This window comes from Amycolatopsis sp. NPDC003865 (assembly GCF_053605345.1).
Genome location: NZ_JBSGJA010000031.1, coordinates 1 through 18,913, shown reverse-complemented (window position 1 = coordinate 18,913; position 18,913 = coordinate 1). Strand labels below are relative to the sequence as shown.

26 protein-coding genes are annotated in these 18,913 nt (G+C 69.7%); 7 read left to right on the top strand and 19 right to left on the bottom strand.

Annotation, left to right across the window (positions count from 1 at the left end):
• The first annotated feature begins 83 nt into the window (after positions 1 to 83).
• Entirely contained in the window at positions 84 to 524 is a 441-nt protein-coding gene (locus ACWEVP_RS44745; protein ID WP_452068676.1) for a hypothetical protein, read from the top strand.
• On the opposite strand, the gene ACWEVP_RS44740 is transcribed toward ACWEVP_RS44745, so the two are convergent.
• Positions 507 to 674, bottom strand: a complete 168-nt coding sequence (locus ACWEVP_RS44740; protein WP_452068675.1) for a hypothetical protein — start codon at positions 672 to 674, stop codon at positions 507 to 509. The two genes, ACWEVP_RS44745 and ACWEVP_RS44740, sit on opposite strands and share 18 nt — an antisense overlap.
• Complete coding sequence (locus tag ACWEVP_RS44735) at positions 629 to 1,144, bottom strand: methyltransferase domain-containing protein (protein ID WP_452068763.1); 516 nt, start codon at positions 1,142 to 1,144, stop codon at positions 629 to 631. The genes ACWEVP_RS44740 and ACWEVP_RS44735 overlap by 46 nt, the downstream gene beginning before the upstream one ends.
• Between ACWEVP_RS44735 and ACWEVP_RS44730 the strand changes: the two genes are divergently transcribed.
• Positions 1,100 to 1,549 carry a helix-turn-helix domain-containing protein gene (locus tag ACWEVP_RS44730; RefSeq protein ID WP_452068674.1) on the top strand — a complete coding sequence of 150 codons (450 nt, stop codon included), beginning with the start codon at positions 1,100 to 1,102 and terminating at the stop codon, positions 1,547 to 1,549. The two genes, ACWEVP_RS44735 and ACWEVP_RS44730, sit on opposite strands and share 45 nt — an antisense overlap.
• Here the strand turns inward: ACWEVP_RS44730 and ACWEVP_RS44725 are convergent.
• The 3 genes from ACWEVP_RS44725 to ACWEVP_RS44715 form a co-directional block, all read right to left on the bottom strand.
• Positions 1,537 to 2,265 (bottom strand): TIGR03943 family putative permease subunit, encoded by a 729-nt coding sequence (locus tag ACWEVP_RS44725; protein WP_452068673.1) that lies wholly within the window; start codon positions 2,263 to 2,265, stop codon positions 1,537 to 1,539. The two genes, ACWEVP_RS44730 and ACWEVP_RS44725, sit on opposite strands and share 13 nt — an antisense overlap.
• Positions 2,262 to 3,302, bottom strand: a complete 1,041-nt coding sequence (locus ACWEVP_RS44720; protein ID WP_452068672.1) for a permease — start codon at positions 3,300 to 3,302, stop codon at positions 2,262 to 2,264. The genes ACWEVP_RS44725 and ACWEVP_RS44720 overlap by 4 nt, the downstream gene beginning before the upstream one ends.
• A gap of 263 nt (positions 3,303 to 3,565) precedes the next feature.
• A complete protein-coding gene (locus ACWEVP_RS44715) occupies positions 3,566 to 4,795 on the bottom strand; it encodes a hypothetical protein (protein WP_452068671.1) in 1,230 nt (409 codons plus the stop codon).
• Positions 4,796 to 4,951: 156 nt separating this feature from the next.
• Between ACWEVP_RS44715 and ACWEVP_RS44710 the strand changes: the two genes are divergently transcribed.
• Positions 4,952 to 5,269, top strand: coding sequence for a hypothetical protein (locus tag ACWEVP_RS44710; RefSeq protein WP_452068670.1), 318 nt, complete (start codon positions 4,952 to 4,954; stop codon positions 5,267 to 5,269).
• A gap of 19 nt (positions 5,270 to 5,288) precedes the next feature.
• Here ACWEVP_RS44710 and ACWEVP_RS44705 read toward each other — a convergent pair whose 3' ends face one another.
• The gene (locus ACWEVP_RS44705) at positions 5,289 to 5,807 is read right to left on the bottom strand and encodes a VanZ family protein (protein ID WP_452068669.1); all 519 of its coding nucleotides are present in this window, start codon (positions 5,805 to 5,807) and stop codon (positions 5,289 to 5,291) included.
• Positions 5,808 to 6,004: 197 nt separating this feature from the next.
• Here ACWEVP_RS44705 and ACWEVP_RS44700 point away from each other — a divergent pair, with 197 nt between their 5' ends.
• Positions 6,005 to 6,430, top strand: coding sequence for a DUF2231 domain-containing protein (locus ACWEVP_RS44700; RefSeq protein WP_452068668.1), 426 nt, complete (start codon positions 6,005 to 6,007; stop codon positions 6,428 to 6,430).
• On the opposite strand, the gene ACWEVP_RS44695 is transcribed toward ACWEVP_RS44700, so the two are convergent.
• The 9 genes from ACWEVP_RS44695 to ACWEVP_RS44655 all read right to left on the bottom strand — a co-directional run bounded on the left by ACWEVP_RS44695 (position 6,421) and on the right by ACWEVP_RS44655 (position 12,941).
• Positions 6,421 to 6,621 carry a hypothetical protein gene (locus ACWEVP_RS44695; protein ID WP_452068667.1) on the bottom strand — a complete coding sequence of 67 codons (201 nt, stop codon included), beginning with the start codon at positions 6,619 to 6,621 and terminating at the stop codon, positions 6,421 to 6,423. The genes ACWEVP_RS44700 and ACWEVP_RS44695 overlap by 10 nt on opposite strands.
• A 69-nt stretch (positions 6,622 to 6,690) precedes the next feature.
• Positions 6,691 to 7,317 (bottom strand): TlpA family protein disulfide reductase, encoded by a 627-nt coding sequence (locus ACWEVP_RS44690; protein WP_452068666.1) that lies wholly within the window; start codon positions 7,315 to 7,317, stop codon positions 6,691 to 6,693.
• Positions 7,314 to 7,859 carry a hypothetical protein gene (locus ACWEVP_RS44685; RefSeq protein ID WP_452068665.1) on the bottom strand — a complete coding sequence of 182 codons (546 nt, stop codon included), beginning with the start codon at positions 7,857 to 7,859 and terminating at the stop codon, positions 7,314 to 7,316. Before ACWEVP_RS44685 ends, ACWEVP_RS44690 begins: the two co-directional genes overlap by 4 nt.
• Positions 7,856 to 8,338, bottom strand: a complete 483-nt coding sequence (locus ACWEVP_RS44680; protein ID WP_452068664.1) for a cytochrome c-type biogenesis protein — start codon at positions 8,336 to 8,338, stop codon at positions 7,856 to 7,858. The genes ACWEVP_RS44685 and ACWEVP_RS44680 overlap by 4 nt, the downstream gene beginning before the upstream one ends.
• Positions 8,331 to 10,310 (bottom strand): heme lyase CcmF/NrfE family subunit, encoded by a 1,980-nt coding sequence (locus tag ACWEVP_RS44675; protein WP_452068663.1) that lies wholly within the window; start codon positions 10,308 to 10,310, stop codon positions 8,331 to 8,333. The genes ACWEVP_RS44680 and ACWEVP_RS44675 overlap by 8 nt, the downstream gene beginning before the upstream one ends.
• Positions 10,307 to 10,738, bottom strand: a complete 432-nt coding sequence (locus ACWEVP_RS44670; RefSeq protein WP_452068662.1) for a cytochrome c maturation protein CcmE — start codon at positions 10,736 to 10,738, stop codon at positions 10,307 to 10,309. Before ACWEVP_RS44670 ends, ACWEVP_RS44675 begins: the two co-directional genes overlap by 4 nt.
• Positions 10,739 to 10,846: 108 nt before the next feature.
• Positions 10,847 to 11,578 carry a cytochrome c biogenesis protein CcsA gene (gene ccsA / locus ACWEVP_RS44665; RefSeq protein WP_452068661.1) on the bottom strand — a complete coding sequence of 244 codons (732 nt, stop codon included), beginning with the start codon at positions 11,576 to 11,578 and terminating at the stop codon, positions 10,847 to 10,849.
• On the bottom strand, positions 11,575 to 12,255 hold the full coding sequence (locus tag ACWEVP_RS44660; protein ID WP_452068660.1) for a heme exporter protein CcmB: 681 nt from the start codon (positions 12,253 to 12,255) through the stop codon (positions 11,575 to 11,577). The genes ccsA and ACWEVP_RS44660 overlap by 4 nt, the downstream gene beginning before the upstream one ends.
• The gene (locus ACWEVP_RS44655) at positions 12,252 to 12,941 is read right to left on the bottom strand and encodes an ABC transporter ATP-binding protein (protein ID WP_452068659.1); all 690 of its coding nucleotides are present in this window, start codon (positions 12,939 to 12,941) and stop codon (positions 12,252 to 12,254) included. Before ACWEVP_RS44655 ends, ACWEVP_RS44660 begins: the two co-directional genes overlap by 4 nt.
• A gap of 62 nt (positions 12,942 to 13,003) precedes the next feature.
• On the opposite strand from ACWEVP_RS44655, the gene ACWEVP_RS44650 reads away from it, so the two are divergent.
• The gene (locus ACWEVP_RS44650; protein WP_452068658.1) at positions 13,004 to 13,741 is read left to right on the top strand and encodes a cytochrome c biogenesis CcdA family protein; all 738 of its coding nucleotides are present in this window, start codon (positions 13,004 to 13,006) and stop codon (positions 13,739 to 13,741) included.
• Here the strand turns inward: ACWEVP_RS44650 and ACWEVP_RS44645 are convergent.
• The gene (locus ACWEVP_RS44645) at positions 13,668 to 14,123 is read right to left on the bottom strand and encodes a hypothetical protein (RefSeq protein ID WP_452068657.1); all 456 of its coding nucleotides are present in this window, start codon (positions 14,121 to 14,123) and stop codon (positions 13,668 to 13,670) included. The genes ACWEVP_RS44650 and ACWEVP_RS44645 overlap by 74 nt on opposite strands.
• Before the next feature lie 37 nt (positions 14,124 to 14,160).
• Entirely contained in the window at positions 14,161 to 15,702 is a 1,542-nt protein-coding gene (locus ACWEVP_RS44640; RefSeq protein ID WP_452068656.1) for a multicopper oxidase family protein, read from the bottom strand.
• A 50-nt stretch (positions 15,703 to 15,752) separates the two neighbouring features.
• Here ACWEVP_RS44640 and ACWEVP_RS44635 point away from each other — a divergent pair, with 50 nt between their 5' ends.
• A complete protein-coding gene (locus ACWEVP_RS44635; RefSeq protein ID WP_452068655.1) occupies positions 15,753 to 16,445 on the top strand; it encodes a DUF305 domain-containing protein in 693 nt (230 codons plus the stop codon).
• Positions 16,446 to 16,505: 60 nt separating this feature from the next.
• Here the strand turns inward: ACWEVP_RS44635 and ACWEVP_RS44630 are convergent, their stop codons facing one another.
• A complete protein-coding gene (locus ACWEVP_RS44630) occupies positions 16,506 to 17,954 on the bottom strand; it encodes a hypothetical protein (protein WP_452068654.1) in 1,449 nt (482 codons plus the stop codon).
• A 134-nt stretch (positions 17,955 to 18,088) separates the two neighbouring features.
• Here ACWEVP_RS44630 and ACWEVP_RS44625 point away from each other — a divergent pair, with 134 nt between their 5' ends.
• Positions 18,089 to 18,280: a hypothetical protein gene (locus tag ACWEVP_RS44625; RefSeq protein ID WP_452068653.1), complete on the top strand. Its 192-nt coding sequence runs from the start codon at positions 18,089 to 18,091 to the stop codon at positions 18,278 to 18,280.
• 25 nt (positions 18,281 to 18,305) lie between these two features.
• Here ACWEVP_RS44625 and ACWEVP_RS44620 read toward each other — a convergent pair.
• Positions 18,306 to 18,913 (bottom strand): cbb3-type cytochrome c oxidase subunit I (locus ACWEVP_RS44620; protein WP_452068652.1); only part of this gene is annotated, 608 nt, incomplete at its 5' end.

Sequence of the window (18,913 nt, the reverse complement as noted above, 5' to 3'; positions counted from 1 at the left end):
GGTGACTCGGCCGGCCCGGATGTGTTCCCGGGCCGGCCGAGCGCCCTGCAGGTGAGGAGTTTCTCATGCGTTTGCGCGGTCTCGTGCTTCTCCTGATCGGCTCGACTGTCCTGGTCGCGTGCGGCGCGGAACCGGATCCCGGTGGTACACCGTCGATCCCGCCGCACCAGCCGTCCGTGGTGACCGGGCCGTCCGGCACGCTCGACGTGGTTGTGCGCGAGCCCGCGAACCGGTCCAAGACCGCTGTCCGTTACCTGCGTGTGGAGAACGACCAGGGAAAGCAGGTACTGGAACAGGAGTTCCGGACGGCGCCCGCGGAGTTCTCGGCACCGTTGGGTGCCGCGCGCTACCGGGTCATCACCTGGAGCCGGGACTGCTCTGGTCCGTGCGAGAGCGCGACCGACGCGACGCTGGGCAAAGCGACGCGGATCTGCGGAACCCGCGTCACGATCGCGGAAGGTGTGGTGGCCCGGGTCACCGTCGAGGCGCCGGCCGATGCAGATTGTTCAATGAGCCTCGCCTGACGGCTTGCCGGCGGCCGCGATGAACAGGGGCAGGGCGACGAACAGGCGACCGGACCGCACCCGTTCGACCTGGTCCGCTGTCCACGTCTCGAAGTCTCGGTCGTTCACGGCGCCGACGGACAGGGCCGCGTGCGCGATGCCGGTGAGCATGCGGGAGCATGATCTCGTCTGTGAACATCGCCGTCTGCACCTGGACGGTGACATCGGGTGAACCCGGCGTCGAGCAGTAGCGTGCGGTAGCCGCGTGTCGAGCGCGGGCTCGGGACCGCGTCGGCCCTGGCGTGCACGATGGTGCGGGTGAGGGCCGGGTCGCCGGAATCGATGACGAAGGTGTCCCAGTCCTGTCCGATCAGGACGATGCGGCCACTGGGTCTCAGGACGCGCCGAGCCTCGACGAGCGCCTTCGCCGGGTCGTCGAGGTCGTGGAACACCTTGTCGGCGCGGTAACCCGCCGCGGTGGCGTCGCCGAGCGGCAGATCGCGGGCATCACCGAACCGGAAGTCGCTGTCCGGCCAACGCTTCCGCGCGGCGGCGATCATCTGCTCGCTGACGTCCAGGCCGACCGCGGTCACTCCGTGGCCGCTCAGCTCGGCGACTGCACCGCCCGAGCCACACCCGATGTCGACGACGAACGCCCCGGGTGCGGGATCGAGCAGGTCGTAGGTCCGGGGGGGGTTTCGGTCGGCGAGGTCGCCGGCCGCTTCGGCCTTCCGGCGCACGTGCTGCCGGACTTGTTCCGCGTGGCGGTGATCATGCGCGCCAAGGAGGCCGGGTTCGGCCTCGAGGGCATCCGGCAGATGATCGCGACGCCGGACGTGGTGGAGCGCCGGGACATCCTGCGGCGGCAGCGCGGCGAGCTGGCGCGCCGGATCGCGGAGGCGCATGCCTCCCTGGCGCTTATCGAGTGCGCGTTGGAACGCGATCCCGACGACTTCGCGCAGTGCGACGAGTTCCGCGCCATGGTTGCCGCCCGGATCGGTGTCGAATCGCGGCCGCACGATCAGATCTGCGCTCAGTATTCGTAGGGGTCCGCCGGTGCCGCGACGGACTTGAGTGCGGCAACGACGTAACTCGGTGTGTAGCTGTTCGCGGGGGTGGCCGTGTCGGGCCGGACGGTCCCGGTCGTCTCGATCCACTGGTCGTCTCGCAGCGCCGCCACCCCGGTGCCGGTGAGCCTGACCTTGACGGGGAACGCGTCCGCGGCGCAACAGCCGATGACCAGGCGCGCCAGGTAGACCGAGTTCCGGCTGTGCGCGACGAAACCGGTGAGGCGGACTGTGCGCCCGTTCAACGAGTTCGTGGCGTCCCAGCCGGCTCGCGTCACGACCTCGGTCAGGGTCATCGGCAGCGGATCGCCGGCCGGGAGTGGCGCGAACGCTGTCGTTTTCACCTGTCTGGCTTGTGAGATGACGCGTCCGTCCGAGCGGTTCACGCTGTCGGCTCCGAGAGCCGGCGGGGCGATGAGGAAGATCGCGAGCACGGGCAGGATGAGCATCCACGTGCTGCGGGTGCGGTGGCCATGGGCAGTGTGCTCGGGCGAGGAGTCCGGTTCCGCACGGCGTGCGGTGATGATGTCCCTGGTGATCGCGGCGACGGCCAATGCGGCCATCGCGGCACCGGCGAGGATCAGCCACGGTTGCTGGACCGGCTTGACGTAGCGCAGGTAGCTGCCGTCCACCGCGATCTTGATCAGCGCCCCGCCGAGCAGGAGCAGCAGGATGTTCTGGGATTCCCGCCTCATCGAGCACCTCCGAGGAACAGCAGGCCGGCGCCGACGCCCGCGGCGATGGCCACGAGGAAGGCCGCCGGCGCGAACCTGACGACGAACCGGCGGCCGAACGTGCCGCCGTAGAGCGCGATCAGCTTGACGTCGACCGCGGGGCCGACCACCAGGAACACGAGCCTGGGCAGGAGGGGGAGCGCGGACATCGAGGCCGCGACGAACGCGTCGGCCTGGCTGCACAACGCCAGCACGACCGCCAGCACGGCGAGCACGAGGACCGCCAGGACGAGGTGGCCGCCGAGCGAGACCAGCCAGGACTGGGGGACGAGGACGTTGAACACCGCCGCCGTCAGCCCGCCGACCACGAGGAAACCGCCCGCGCCGACGAGGTCGTGCCGGGCGGTCTCGGCGAACACCGACCAGCGTGAAGCTGTGGGATCGGTGGCCGTCTTGCGCAGGACCCGTTCTGCCATCCACTCGGCACGTCCGACTTTCGTCCAGAGCCAGCCCATCACGACCGCCGTCGCCAGCGAGCCGGTGAACCGGGCGGCGACCATCTCCGGCCGTCCCGGGAACGCCACAGCTGTCGCGACCAGGACGACCGGGTTGACCGCGGGCGCGGCCAGCAGGAACGCGAGCGCGGCGCCTTGAGGGACGCCTTGCTGCATGAGCCGCCGGGCGATAGGAACAGACGCGCACTCGCACCCGGGCAACGCCACACCGGCGACGCCCGCCACGGGAACCGACATCGCCGCGTTGCGGGGCAGGAGCCGCTGCAAGAGCGCAGGCGATACGAAGGCGGCGATCGCTCCGCTGAGCAGTACGCCGAGAACGAGGAACGGGAGGGCCTGGACGCAGACGGCGACGAACACGGTTGCGCCGGTGCGCAACGCGGGGACGTCCAGGAGCTGGATCAGCCATTTCTGCCCGACGAGCGCGAGTACAAGGATCGCGCAGAGCACCTCGAGCGAGCCGACTTTGCGGCGTCTTCCCGCCGGAGCCGAGCGCTCGGGTGCGGCCGGGTCGTCCTTTGCGGTCGCTGTCACGCGGGACATGCTGCCACGTGTGGTACGAACAGAGGTAGTAGACCCGTGGGAGCGGGCGCGGGTCCGTGAGGAACAAGACCCGCGCCCGCCTTACGCGCCGGAGCGGGGGGAGGATCCGGCGCGGTCGCGTGACGGCCTTCGTGCGGCGCCAGGCGACATAAGCGACATACTACGCTAGGTAGTAGCTCGTCGGCAACGGTACTGGTTCGTTCCTGGGCTGCCGGCACTCAAGTAGTTCGAGAGTGTGGGCCTGTCTGTCGTCATTCTCGCTGTCAGTCATCGTGGCCGCCCGACGTGGGATCGCAGTAGTCGATTTGACTGGTCGGGTGGAACGGGCCGAGAAGGATCTCGCGTTTGAAGGCCCCGCCGTCGAAGATCTCTTCGGCGGAGAGGTCGAAGGTGAACTGATCGCCTGTGCGCAGCTGCCGTCCGGCGATGACCACGGGCATCCGGACCAGGTAGATGGCCGACCAGGGACAGCAGTAGTAGTTGCCGATGGCGCCGCCGGCGGGCGTCGCGCCGGCGACGATCGCTCCGCATCGTGCGGCCGCGGTGATCTGGGCCAGGATCGTCAGGGTTGCCGCTGGGTCCGGGTCGGACCGCCAGAGCAGATCGATCGCACGACGGGCGGCCGGATCCCGCTGCCAGCGGGTTCTGGTCGCCGGGTCGGTCAGGCACCAGGGATCGAATCCCGGTTGTGTCGGCAGGGGGAGGTCGGGGCCGGAGATCAGGGTGATTTCGGCGCCGGGTCGATCGAGCAGGCTCGGCATGGCGAGCAGCTGGCCGGCTCGGTAGTAGCTTTCCAGTGCCCGTTTGATCGTTGTCTCGATGCGCTCGTGAACCTGTTCCCCGGTCGAAGGGGACCACAGCGACTCCGCGAAGGACACCCCGGCGTCGGCCTCGGCCACGATGCCCGCGAGTTTCGCCGCGACGGGCTCCTTGCCTTCGGGGACGCCTGCTCGGGTGAAGTCGGCCAACGCGACCTGGAGACGTTCACGCATCGAACGCGCGGCTGTCACCATCGCCGCGAGATGGGCGCGGGGGCAGGGCTCAACCTCGACCCAGCCGGGCAGCGGGGCCGGCAGGCTCAATTCGGCCCCGACGTCGTAGTTCCGGTCGTGCTCGGCCCGGCGTGCGCGCGCGGACCACTGTTCGATCTCGCCGAAGCAGGCTGCGGCCTGCTCGGCGGTGACCGGGGGCAGGAAACCCACCGTGCGGGGATCGGTCAGGTAGTCGGCTTCGACGAACTGCTCGCCGAGCGTGTGCAGGACGAAGGCGTTCCAGGAGCACAGCAGCTGGGTCGATTCACCCGGCTGGGCGTTCCAAAGGTCGGTTCCACCGCCTGCGAGACGTTCACGGAGTTTCTCCGCTGCCAGGAGATCGTCGTAGGCAGCGGCTCCGGCTCGCCGGTACGCCTCGACCGTCTCCGCGGAGACCTCACCACGCAAGGCCGCGGCCAACCGGGTCATCAGCCGTGGGCGCGCGGCTTCGTCTTGTCGCATTGACAGTCATCCATCCGATCCGGCACCGGATCCGGGTGGACCGCCGGATCCTTCTACTTCCCCGGATAGTAGAGGATGGCGCATGCCTCCCGGTCCTCTGCGGTACTACTATGTGAGTTAGTATTTATGAGAGAAGTGATCAGGGAGGCGGGTTTGATGCCGAAGATCTCCGCGCGGGCACTCAAGCGCCGGCAGCAGGAGCGGGCCGGTGCGGCCGATGCCCGCAGTGGCCTGCGGCGGCCGCAGAAGGCGGCGTACACGGCGGCTTACCGGAAATGGCTCGTCGGGCGGATCTTCGGGTTCGTCCTGATGGCTGTCGGCGTCGTGATGGCTCTGGTGCACATCGGCGCACACCTGGGAAACTTCTCGCTGTTGCCGACGGTGGGTCTGCAGGACCTGTTGATCGGCTGGCCGATGGCGGGCGTGCTGTTCATTATCGGAGGGGTCTTCGCGTCCCGGCGAATCCGGGCCTGACGCGTCCCCGGGTGGCGGTTCATGCGGCTGTGCTCGCTCGGCGGCGCAGGAGCCAGTATCCGAGCGCGACGCCGGCGAGGGCGCCGCTGATGTTGGTGATCAGATCGGACAGGCTGCAGTACCGGCCGGGGATACGGGTCTGCGTGGCTTCGATGATCACGGGCAGCAAAACGGACATCGTGGCCGCGGGTGCGATACGCCCGGTGAGCACGACGACCGAACTGGCGAGCGGTAGCAGAAGCAGCAGGTTGAGCAGATTGCCGACCATGCCGCCGCCTGACCGGGCAACCGCGTTCACGAGATTCGGAAGGTCGTCCGGCAGGCAGTTCCGCGTGCCGTTCACGTGTTCCTCGGCGCCAGGTGTGAGGGTTATCGACAGAACTGCGACCAACAACAGCAATGTTGTCGTTACTGTCGGCCTCCGCCATCCTGCTCGCCGGGCGAGCGGTCGGGCTATCGCCATCGCGGCAAGGGAGCCAAAACCCATGACGGCCACTGTCCAGCTGGAGAAGGGGACCTGCGTGGTCAATGTCGTCACGCCTGCTCCTGTGCGTACTCGTCCCCTGTGGACATTTCGGCTAGCCGCCGTTGCCAGAATACTACTAATGTGGATAGTATGCTGCTGTGAGGCCCGCTTGCGGGACTCCTCACCGGCGCGGTGGGTACGGATCACGCTGCTAACACGGTTCGTACCCACCGTCGGTCTCCGGGTGGCGGGATTTTCCGAGGTGTGGGTTGAGTGATCCTGTCGCCGCCCGGCGCCGGGTTCACCCGGTGCTGGTTTCGGTTCCTGTCGGCTGCTGGGTGGCCAGCGCGGTGTTCGAGATCGCCACCGTATCGGGGCAGGATCCCCGGGAGTTCGTGACGGCATCGACCTGGCTCGTCGGTATCGGCTTGCTCGGCTCCGTGGCGGCGGGGTTCGCCGGGTTCGTCGACGCGATGCCGATCCCTCCCGGCTCGGCGGGCTATCGCGGCTTGCTGGTCCACATGAGCCTGGCGATGGCCGTGATCTTGCTCTACCTCGTGGAGTTCTTGATGCGCTTGGGGATTCCGTCCGATCGTCCGGTTCCGGCCGCTCTGCTGGTATTCGCGTTGTCGAATTCCGCGGTGCTCGTGGTGACGATCTGCTGGGGAGCCGTGCTCGCGCGCCGTCAGGCGTGACGGCGCGCCGTGGCCTCGACATCGGCCTTGACCGCTTCGAGCAACCGCACCACGGGTTCGAGTTCGTCTACTTCGCGGCGGCAGGGTATGCAGAACCGGATGTGCCGCCGGTAGGCCGTTGCGTCCGCGGGCTCGAGGGCGCCCAGCAGGTAGGTGGCGGCGGTCGTGACTTGTGGGCAACTCCGTTCCACGGCCTGCGTCCTTCCGGTAGCCTGCCGATCAACTACTAGTCATAGTAGTATATTCGGGGCGTCGCCGGGTCATTGCCCGGGCGCGGGCTGGACGGAACCACCGGTCCGGGACGCCGGACGGCGCCCGGCCCGGATGTCGTCGAGCGCGGCGGTCAGGAGCCGGGGATCGACCTTGCCGGTCGCCTTGGCGACGATCGTCCCGGCGCCGTCGACGAAGAACGTTTCCGGGATGCCGAAGACGCCGAACTCCATGGCCGCCCGGGAGCCGGGATCGGTGACGTACTGGTAGCCCTTTCCGCGGCCGAGTTCGTCGAGGAACCGGACCGCGGGCCCGCGCTGATCCTGGTAGCCGATGCCGACGAAGGTGACGCCGGTGCCGCTGTAGGTGTCGGCCGCAGCAGCGAGGGTCGGTTGTTCTTCACGGCACGGGACGCACCAGGACGCCCAGAAGTTGACGACGACGATCTGTCCGCGCAGCGATCGCAGGTCGAGGCTGCCCGCGCGCTCAAGGTACGGCAGCGTGAGGTCAGGTGCCGGTTCGCCGATCAGCGGAGTGTCGACCAGCTCCGGGTCTTTGCCGAGGCCGGAGCCGAGGACGGCGCCCACGGCGATCGCGGCGACCGCGACGGCGAGTGCGACCCACCGCAGCCAGCGCATGGTGGAGCTGTAGGCGTCGGTGCCGGGCGTGTTGCTCATCGGCCCGCCTTGTCCAGCTCTCGCCGGGCGGTGCCGATCATCGCGTCGACGTCCTGTTGAGCCTGCGGAGACAGCCCGGGCTGCGCACGCAGCTGCTGAAGGGTGCGCAGCGCCGCGGCGGGATCGTTCCGGGCGAACAGCTCGAGGTTGGCTTGCAGCCAAAGTGCGGTGCCGGCCGCGCCGATACCGGAGGGCAGCGACGGCGTGGCGGTGGCCGGCAGCATCTCGTTGCCGGTGACGAAGCCGTTCTGCGGTCGTTGCTGCACGGCTCCGGGCAGGACGACGATGGCGGCGACGGCGGCCAGGACGACCGTGGCCAGGTAGATCGCCGCTCGCGTCCGCGAAGAACGGCGAGGCGCTGGGGGGTCGTCGGCCTGGAGGAGGCGTTTCATCGCTTCGGCGGCGGTTCGCTCGTACTCGGCCCGCAGGCGGGTGGCCGCCTCCGGGGGGATTTCGCCGGCATCGACCTGGGCTTCGAGGGCGATGATGTCGCGGAATGCCTGGTCCCGCTCGTCGGCGAGCTGTTCTCGGCTCACGGTCATGGCAAGTCCTCCACGCGGTGGTTCCGGCGTGCTTCCTCGAGCGCCTGCGCTACTTCGCGGCGGCTCTCCTCCGGCAACAGCGGGACGCTCGTGCGGCGGTGCCGGACGAGCGTGGTGAGCACCCCCGCCCCCGTGAGGAGGCCGATGGCCGGCAGCAGCCACACCCACAGCGTGCGACCGCGGGCGGGCGGGTCGAGCAGCACCCAGTCGCCGTAGCGAGCGCGGAAGAAGTCCAGGACCTGCTGGTCGGAACGGCCGGCGGCAACCTGCTCCTGGACCGCCTGCCGCATCGCGGTCGCGGTCTCGGAGGGCGAATCGGCGATCGAGACGCTCTTGCAGACCGGGCATCGCAGCCGCTGGTCCAGTTCGTAGGCCCGGTCGCCCATGCCGCCTCCGGCACCGAGCAGCAGGGCCGCCGTCACCGCGAGGAGGACGGCGATCCCGGCCAGGCAAGCTACGGTGACAGCTTTCCTACGCATGGGCAGCCGGCTCCCGGTCCGGGGGGACGTCGACGCTCGCCGGGCGCCGGCGGCGGCGTTCACTGAGCGCCCACAGCCCGCCGGCCGCGATGACGAAACCGCCTGCCCACAGCCAGGACATCAGCGGGTACCGGTACAGGTTCACCGTGACACTCCCCGGCGCGAGCTGGGCCAAGGCCACGTAGATGTCACGCCCCGGTGTGCTCCAGACGACCGGAGTGCCGACGGCCTGCGGCTGGTTGGCGAACGTCTCGAGCCGCGGCTGCGCGGACCACCGGACTTGCCCGTTTTCGCGGAACTCGAGGTGGACGTCCCGCTGCGTCCGATCCGGTTCGACGTGCTGCTCCGCGGTTTCGAACGTGACGGTGTACCCGGCGAACTCCGCGGAGGCTCCCGGCGTGAGGCTGATCGTGGTGCGCGTGGCGGTCGCCCCGGCCACGGAGATCGCGACCGCGACGATGGCGATGCCGATGTGGGCGAGCTGGCCGCCCCAGTACGCCCGTTGCCCGGACACCAGGCGCCACATCCCGGACGGGCGCCGGTTCGGGGCGGTGACCACCAGCTGCCGGGCGCTCGCCGCGACGATGGTCGTGGCCAGGAAGACCACCGCGACGACCCCGGCCGAGCGGACACCGGACACTGCGACCGCTGCGGCCGCGGCGCTCCCGGCGACGAGCGGGAGCCGCAGTCGCGTCCACAGCACGCCCGGGGTGGCCCAGCGGTACGGCGTGAACGGTCCGGCACCCATCGCCAGCAGTAGCGCGAAGGACAGGGGCACGGCCATCCGGTCGAAGAACGGCCGGCCCACCGAGACCTGGCTGCCGCTGAACGCCTCGATGAAGATCGGGTACACGGTGCCGAGCAGGACGACGAAGGCGAACAGGCACAGCAGCAGGTTGTTGACCAGGAAAACACCTTCGCGGCTGGCCAGGCGCAACGACCTGGTGCGGTTGGCGACGTGTTCACCGCGGAGGGCGAACAGGGTGAACCCGCCGGCCAGGACGAGCACGAAGAAGCCCAGCAGCGCCGGGCCGACACCGGACTGGGTGAACGAATGCACCGACGCCACCACCGAGGAGCGCGTGAGGAACGTACCGAGGATGGTCAGCGCGAACGTGGCCAGTGCCAGCACGAAATTCCAGGCCTGCAGCATCCCGCGCTTGATCTGGACGACCGCGGAGTGGACGAACGCGGTGGCGACGAGCCAGGGGATCAAGGCGGCGTTCTCGACGGGGTCCCACGCCCAGTAGCCGCCCCAGCCGAGGACTTCGTAGGACCACCACGCCCCGACGACGAGCCCGGCGGTGAGGAACGTCCAGGCGACGAGGTTGGCGCGGCGGGTCCGCACCAGCCAGGCGACCCCGCCGCGGCGGATCAGCAGGGCCGAGATCGCGTAGGCGAAGGTCACGGTGAAGCCGACGAAGCCGAGGTAGAGCAGCGGTGGGTGGATCGCCACCATGATGTCGTTGCGCAGCAGCGGGTTCGGTCCCGGCCCGTCGGCGGGCGGGTTGGGCAGGATCGTGAACGGGTTGGCGACCGTGGTCACCAGGCCGAAGAAGAACGCGGCGACGACTCCCATGACCCCGAGCGCGCCGGTGCCGAGCCGGTCGTCGGTGCCGGTCACCTTCCGGCAGGCGATGACGACGTATCCGGCCAGCAGGAGCGTCCACAGGACGATGCTGCCACCGAGCGCCGACCACGCGCTGGTGATCGTGAACAGCAGCGGCGTGTTGCGGGAGTGTGTCTCGGCGACGTAGGACATGGTGAAGTCGTCGGTCAGCAGCGCCGCCTCGAGCGCGGCCATGGACAGCACCGCGCCGCCCAGCATCACGACCGTGGCCGCGCGCAGCTGTCCGATTCTCACTTTGCCGGGCGTCCGCTGGGCGCGGAAACCGTAGTAGGCGAGCACCAAGGAAGCAGCGAGGCCGAGCAGGGCCCCGGCCCAGCCGGCGGCGGGGAGGGCAGTGGTCACCGGGGATCAGCTCCTGGGGACGCCGCCGGTGTCGTCGGCGGCCGGTAGTTCTCGTCGTGCTTGACGATCATCGTGTCGGACAGGAAGACGTCGCCCTGCCAGGAACCTTCGACGACCACGCCGATGCCGGGCTGGAACAGCTGGGCGAGCGCGCCGGTGTGCCGGACGTCGACCGCGGGACTGTCCGGCGTCGTCGAGGCGGCGACGAGGAACTCCAGACCCGATGCGGTGTGCCGGACGCTGCCCGGCCGGACGAACCCGCCGAGCTGGAACCGCCGGCCGTCCGGGTAGTCGGCGTGCTTCGCGATCGCCTCGGCCGGCGTGAGGTAGTAGACCAGGTTGCCGTTGAGGTTGCCGAACAACAGGACGCCGACCAGCACAGCGACGATTCCGACGCCGGAAACGGCGAACAGGCGGTACCGCTTCACCGCTCCTCCCGGTCCCGCCGAACCGCGTTCGCGCGCAGACACAGCTTGAGCGTGTACCCGGCGAGCGCGGCGAAGGTGATCACGAAACCGATAGTCACCCAGGCCCATTCAGCCATCGCTCACCGGTCCTTCCCAGCGCGGGGCGGCGACGACGCCACCGGCCAGCTCGCGGTCCGCCACGGCCTGTGCCGTGTCGAGGTCGTCCTCCCGGACGGCCAGCCGCAGCCGGGCGCGCAGCAGCATCCCCGCGAACACGGTGAACGCGAGCAGGTTGAGCAGCAGGACGGCCAGCATGCGGTGGTCGATCGTCGGATCGCCCGGTTTCAGCACCGTCGGCGGCTGGTGCAGGGCACGCCACCACACCACGGACATGTGCACGACCGGCACCTGGACCAGTGCGACGACGCCGAGCACCGCCGAACGTCGAGCGCGAGCGTCCGGATCGAGGGTCGCGCGGCGCAGCGCCAGGTAGCCCACGTAGACGAAGAACATCAGCGCGGTCGTGACGAGCCGCGGGTCCCAGGTCCACCACACGCCCCAAACCGGTTTGCCCCACCACGACCCCAGAACGATGGTCAGCGCGGTGAACAGCACGCCCAGTTCGGCGCTCGCCGCGGCCAGCCGGTCGAACCGGGCGCGCCGCCGCCACAGCCACAACGCGCTCGCGAGACCGGTCAGCCCGAAGCACAGATACGCGACCCACGCCGTCGGGACGTGCACGTACATCAACCGCTGGTAGTCACCTTGCACCCGGTCCGGTGGTGCGAGCACCGCACCGGCCAAACCGGCCGCGAGCAGGGTGATCGCGACGGCCGGAAGCCATCGCCCGAGCAGGTTCACGACAACTCCTCCAAGGCGTTCGCGCCGACCATCAGGGCGAGCCAGCCGATCGCGGCGACGGTGATCAGGAGCACCAGCCACAGCCACGGTGCGCGTCCGTAGCCGGCGGCGTTCCCCGCTTCGGTCGCGCCCAGCAGCAGCGGGAGCGCGAGCGGGCACACCAGCATCGGGCCGAGCGTGGTGCGCCCGGCCATCCCTTGCACGAGGGCCCCTGCCAACGTGCCGAGCGCGGCCAGCCCGGCCGCGGTCAGCGGCAGCACGGCCGGCAGCCACGGCCACCCCGCCAGGTCCGGCTGGTAGAGGACGATCACGACCGGCAGGAGCACGAGTTCGAACATGAGCAGTACGACCGTGGTGCCGGCGGCCCGCCCGGCGAGCCGCGCGGCCGCCGGCGCGCCGGTCAGGCGCAGCATGGCCAGGTGGCCGGGCGGGTCGGTGACGGTCTGGCGCAGCGTGACCAGCACACCGAACAGCAGGACCACGACCCAGTACATGCCCATGCCCAGTTGCGCGAGCAGCGGCCGGTCGGCGCCCACGGCCATCGGGGTGAGTAGCAACGCGGCAGCACCGAACGGGGTGATCACCCAGAGCGTCTCGCCCGCGCGAGCTTCGATTCGCAGCTCGGTGCGGGCCACTTCGCAGGCCTGGCGCAGGGGAGCGGGGAGCGTGGGGTTCACTGCCACTCGCTTTCCGGCGCCGGTTCGCAATACTTGGGGACGAGACCGCCGTCATCGAGTTCCGCGACGTGATCGGCCAGCGCCCAGACGCGGGGCGCGTCGTGCGAGACGACGACGGCGGCGCCACCGCGGGCGCGGACACGCTGGACGACCAGGTCGACGAGGCCGAACGAGGTGCGATCCAGCCCGGCGTGCGGTTCGTCGAGCAGCAGCAGCGAAGGCTCGGTCAGCACGATGCGGGCCAGGTCGGCGCGCCGGAGCATTCCCTGCGAGCATTGCTCCGCCCGGCGTCCAGCCGCCCGGCGCAGGCCGACGACGTCCAGTGCCTCCAGCACCGCCGCCTCGGTGCGTCCGGTCAGCCTGGCCACGTGGCCGAGGTTCTCCGCCAGCGTCAGCTTCGGGTGCATCGCCGACTGGTGGCCCACGAAGGCGATCGAGGGCCGCACCGCGCGGACCTCGGCGGTGCCCAGCCGGGCGCCGAGGACGAAGCACCGGCCGGAGACCGGCCGCACCAGAGTTGCGAGCACGCGCAGCAACGTGCTCTTGCCGGCGCCGTTCGGGCCCAGGACGCCGAACACCTCGCCAGGGCGAACGACCAGGTCCAGTGCACGCAGGACGGGCGCGCGGCCGACGTCGACGCCGAGTCCGGCCACCGCGATCACCGGCTCCCGCTGCTCTACTATCATCCTTCGTAGACTACAAGCCCCGGTGTTACGCGGGGGTGGGCCCCTACCGGCAGGGTGTTTTCGTGGATCTGTACACGTCGTTGTCGCTGGCCGTCGTCGCCGGGATCATCTCCTTCACGTCCCCGTGTGCGCTGCCGCTCCTGCCTGGTTACGTCTCGTACGTTTCGGGGCTCGGTTCGGGGGCCGGACAAGGCGCGACAACGGTGCGGACTGGATCGCGCATCGGTCTCGCTTCGGCGTTGTTCATCGCCGGCTTCACGGTCGTCTTCGTCGCGCTCGGGGTTACGGCATCAGCATTCGGTTTGTTGCTGGCCCAGCACAAGCAAGCCCTGGCGATCGCCGGCGGCGTACTCGTGGTCGCCATGGGACTCGTCACGCTCGGCGCCATCCGGATCCCCCTGCTGCACCGGGAACTACGGTTCGACCTGCACCGGGTGCGCCGCGGGCCGGCGGGCGCGCTCGTACTGGGCGCGGCGTTCGGACTCGGGTGGACGCCGTGCGTCGGGCCGGTGCTGGCGTCGATCCTCGCAACCGCGGCGAGCACGGCGACGGTCGGCACGGGGGCGCTGCTGCTCGCGGCCTACTCGCTCGGGCTGGGGGTGCCGTTCGTGCTGGTGGCCATCGGCATCGCCCGCGGCCGGCGCAGCCTGCGGTGGCTCCGCGGGCACACGCGCAAGGTCGAGGTCGCCGGTGGGGTCCTGCTGATCGTGATGGGAATCGCGATGCTCACCGGGGGGTGGACACAGTTGATGAGCTGGATGCTGGCGATGTTCGCGCGGCTGGGGTGGCCTCCGCTGTGACGTCCACGGCGCAGGTCTCCGGACCGCATCCGCGCCGGCGCCAGCGGATGACGACGGCGGCGGCGAGGGCGAGCAGGGACAGCGCGGCGAGCGCCGGCTGAACGGGAGCCCAGATGCCCAGCGCGCCGGAGATGCCGAGCAACCCGACCACAACCTTGTTGCACACCGGGCAGCCGACGGCGAGCACCGCGGCGGTCACCGAACCTACAATGCCGCCGCGACCCCGGACGTCACCGGCCGGACGGGGTATCGCCACCCACAGACCGGTCAATACGGCAGTCAGGGCCAGCACGGGGACTTCCCACCACCGCACCGGCGTCATCCGGGTGAAGAACGACGTGTCGATCACATCGGTCGGCACACCGACGGCGAGCGCGCTCAACGCCGCCGCACCTGCTGCCGCCGTCCAACGGCGCCAATCATTCCACATAGGACACCACCGTCATCATCGTCGACTCCCCGTGGTAGACGTTGTGGCAGTGCGTCAGCCACTGCCCGGGATTGTCCGCGTCGAAGTCCACTTCGACCGTCCGGCGCGGAAGGACGAGCACGGTGTCCTTCCGCGGACCGGGCGCGTTCTGCCCGCGTACCTGAAAGGTGTGGCCATGCAAGTGCATCGGGTGGTACATGTCGGAGTCGTTGACGAACCGCAGCCGCACCCGCTGTCCCCGCCGGACTGGGAGGCCGTCGGCTGGGTTGTACGGTTTGCCGTTGATGGTCCAGTCGTACTTCGCGCCCGGACCGGCCAGCTTCAGGTCGTGCGTGACGTCGGGCGCTCGGTTCTTGAGGTCGACCTGCGGTGCCGCCGAGAAGTCGCCGACCGTCTGCACCTTCGCCTTCTTCAGCAACTCGACGCCGCTGTCGTTCGCCGTTCGGGCGCGGCTGTTCCCGGCGTGCACGAGGACCTGGGCGTAGCCGCCCTTGCCCTCGGCGAGGGCGAGGACCGGGACACCGGTGGCCGGCACGGTGAACACGGCGTCGATCCGTTCCCCCATGCCGAGTAGTACCGCTTCGGTCTCGCCGGACGCCGTGGTGGGGAACCCATCGGTGTGGGTGACCCGCAGCGAGACTCCGGGCACGCCGACCCGGAACGCGGTGTCGGCGCCCGCGTTGATCAGGCGCAGCCGGACGCGCTGCCCGGGCTTGGCCGCGAACGACGTCGGCGCGGTGGCGATCCTGCCGTTGGCGAGGAAGTGCGGATAGGTGACGTCGCCGGCGTCGCCGCCGAGCAGGTCGGATTTCGGCATCCCGCCCATGTCACCCATGCCCGGCATGGACGACATGTCACCCATGTTCATGCCGTTCTGCTTGAGGTTGGCCAGCACGGCGTCGGGGTCGGTGGCGGTGCCGTCGATCCAGTCGTCGAGCACGACCACCAGCTCGGTGTCGTAGTCGCCGCCGTCGTCCGGGTCTTCCACGATGAGCGGTGCGTAGAGGCCCCGGTCGAGCTGGACACCGACGTGCGGGTGGAACCAGAAGGTGCCCGCTTCGGGGACGGTGAACTCGTAGGTGAAGTCGCTGCCCGCGGCGACCGCCGGCTGCGTGAGATCGGGCACGCCGTCCATGTCGTTGCGCAGGGCCAGGCCATGCCAGTGGATCGTGGTCGGCTGGGGAAGCCGGTTGCTCAGCTTGGCCTGGAGCACTTCGCCGCGCTTGACCCGGATCTCCGTGCCCGGGAGCGTGCCGAAGCTCCACGTCTTGACCTGGACGCCGCCGAGGTCGACGTCGCCGACCTGGGCGCTCAGGCCGACCGGGCGGACGACGGCGCCGGCCGGCCGCCGGGCGGCCTCGGCGCGGGCGATCAGCGGGGACGTCGGGCCGACCTTGGCAGCAGGCGGCGTCGAAGTCTCGGAAGAGCACGCGGCCAACCCGAAGGCGGCGGCAGTGCCCGCGCCGAGGACGAGAAAACCGCGCCGGTTCAGCACGCGGCCCGCGGTCGATGGGTGTTCGGCAGGCGTCATGGAGTCCTCTGCTGGGCGACCGGCTGTCTACTAGATCTAATAGTACATGGGTGGGCTTCGTCTCGTCGCGCCGCAAAGGCGGCGTTGAAATTTCTCCACTACTCGCGTTAGTAGGCCGGTGGGAGGGGGTAGCCGGGCTGGTCACCACAGCCGACTCGCGAAGGAGAACCCGACTCATGTCCCGACTGATTCCCGCCCGTGCCGTCCGCCTCGCGGCGGTCACATCGGTGCTGGGAGCACTGCTGCTGCCACCGGCGGCGAACGCCGCGACGTCGGCACCCGCGCACGGCGCAGACGCCACGGTGAGCCACGACATCACCTTCATCGCCATGCTCGTTCCGCACCACCAGATGGCCGTCGACATGGCGTCGGTCGCCCGCACCAAGGCGACCGGCTCCGATGTGCGCCGGCTCGCCGCGCACATAGCCGACGAACAGAGCGGGCAGATCCGCCGGATGAAGACCTGGCTGGCCGACCACCGCGCCGCGCCCGAGCCGCCGCCCGGGCCGGTGCAGGAAATGGCCCGGCAGGATCTGCGGATGCTCCGCTCCGCCTCGGGTACCGAGGTCGATCGGATGTTCCTCATGATGATGCGGCCGCACCACGCCCAGGCGGTTTCCGAATCGGGCGACGAACTGGATCACGGCCGCAACGGGTTCGCGCTCTCCATTGCCCGCTCGGCCAAGAGCGACCAAACTCGGGAGATCTCCGTGATGAACGACCTGCTCGCCGGGATCGGTTGAGCGAGCGCCGGGCGGGGTCCGGCGCCGCTCTGGCCTGGGCCCTACCCCGGCGCCAACCCGTCAGGTGGATGCTGAAGCGCGGTTCTCCGCGGCACGTCGGCGGACCGCCACCGCGGCCCAGCCGACCAGCCCAAGGCCGACGGCGAGGAGCGCTGCGCCCGCTACGACCTCGTCCGTGTAGGTCGGTCCGGCGCCCGCGGGAAGATACACCGGCCGGGTTTCGGTCGCGGACTCGTTCTCCGAGTGGGCCGGGAGCCAGATCTCGGTCGCCTGATCGTTGATCCGGAGCTCTCCGTAGACGAGCCAGAGGCCGCTCGACGGCACCTGGAGCGACCCGGTGAGGGCGTCACCCTCGCGGGCAAGCAGCCCTGAGACGGTTTGGCCCGCGCGGCGCGCCAGCAGGCGCATCGGCCGGACCTCCGGTGCCGGATCGCCGGCGAAGTTCCGGATACGCACTGCCAGGCGGCCGTCCCCTTGTGTGTGGACGGACATCTCGGCAGTGGTGACTTCAGGTCCTTGACCCGGGTCGTGTGCCCGCGCCGGCGGTGCCAGCAGCGACGATGCCGCGGCCAGAATGACCAAGGCCACCGCCGTTCGCGCAACGCGGTTCCGGGCCACGACCGCCACCAGAATGGCCACGAGGACCGGGAGCACCATCGTCGCGGCCAGGAGAACCGGCCTGGTTGGCACGGAGCTGATGCCGGTCGCCGAGGCGACGAGTTGCAGCCCGGTCATCGCGATTCCGGCCAGCGGCCACCGTGCCGCGCCGAGTCGCCCTCGCAGATCGAGTACCAGCAGCCCGAGCAGGGCAAGTGGCAGGTCCGGCGCGATCCAGCCCGTGGCAGCCAAGACGGCGAAGAGACCTGCCCGCAGGAGGAGGTAGCCCAGAACCGACCAGCCGAACCGCGTCCGGTGTCCGGAGATCGACCGGGCGATCCACGCGACTCCGAGTCCGACGACCACCAGCAGTGGCAGGTAGAGCGACTCGGAGAACTGCGGGACGTCGGTGTCGTACTCCAGCACGATCAACTCGCCGGCGCCGAGGAGTACCGCGCCGAGCGCGGCGTGCAACGCCGGCGGGCTGTCGTCGCGAAGCCCGAGGAGCACGGCGATGACCAGCACCGCGGTTGCCAGCACGGACAGCAGATGGGGCGGAGACCAGAGTACTGCGTCGCGTCCGAACAGTGCGTGCCAAGCCGCGTCCACGGGTGCGGCACCTGCGGTGGCGATCCCGCCCGCGACCGCTAGTGCCAGGCCAGGCACCGCGGACAGCCGGCGGAGCGACCGGCTCCGCAGGAACTCGGCAACCACCCAGACCGCGAGTGTGGCACCGACCAGTGCCATCGAGGCGTACAGCAGCAGGTGGGGTGGAATGAACGTGCTGTCCCGGCCGCGCACCGTGTGCCAACCGTCGTCCCAGTAGGTGGCGACCAGACCGGCCGTTCCGCCGATGACGACAGTCCAGGTCCCAGTGGGAGCGATTCCGTGCCGTGGCTCGGGGGTGTCCACCGCTGCCTCCTCATCTCGCGTTAACCGTATAATACCCCCAGGGGGTATTTGGTCAAGCGTGAAACGGCTGCGATCTACTATCGCATCTAGTAGTGTGTCGCCGAGTCGTGCGTGTGCGGGATAGGAGGTCTCCGGTGGCGCCGTTCTGGTGGGGTGTGGCCTTGGTTGGTGGGTTGGTCGGGCTGGGAGTGGTGTTCTTCGTCTGGGCCACCGCCGCCGGGCACGGAACCGGTGATCTTCATCCGGAGAATGACGCGCAGCTGCGGGCCGCCGCCAGGCAACTGATCGCCGACATGGACGAGAAGCGTGACGGCGGCCAGTCGTGATCCGGAGCTGTCGGTCGCCCGCGATTCAGTGTCCGCCCCGGTCGTCTGCGGGGTCTTCGCCGGGCGAGATGGTGTCGGCCAGCAGCTGCGACGGCGCTTTGGCGTCGTGGTGCTTCTGCTTCCCGAGGAAGCCGATTTCACTCTCGGTCTTGAGGCGTTCGATCATGTGCGGGTAGTGCAGCTCGAACGCGGGCCGCTCGGAGCGGATCCGGGGCAGCTCGGTGAAGTTGTGCCGCGGCGGCGGGCAGGAGGTCGCCCACTCGAGCGAGTTGCCGTAGCCCCACGGGTCGTCCACCGTGACGATCTCGCCGTACCGGTAGCTCTTGAAGACGTTCCAGATGAACGGCAGCGTCGAGGCGCCGAGGATGTACGCGCCGATCGTGGAGATCGTGTTCAGCGTCGTGAACCCGTCCGAAGGAAGATAGTCGGCGTACCGGCGCGGCATGCCCTCGGCACCCAGCCAGTGCTGGACGAGGAACGTGCCGTGGAAGCCGATGAACGTGGTCCAGAAGTGCCACTTGCCGAGCTTCTCGTCCATCATCCGGCCGGTGATCTTCGGGAACCAGAAGTAGATGCCGGCGAAGGTGGCGAACACGATCGTGCCGTAGAGCACGTAGTGGAAGTGCGCGACGA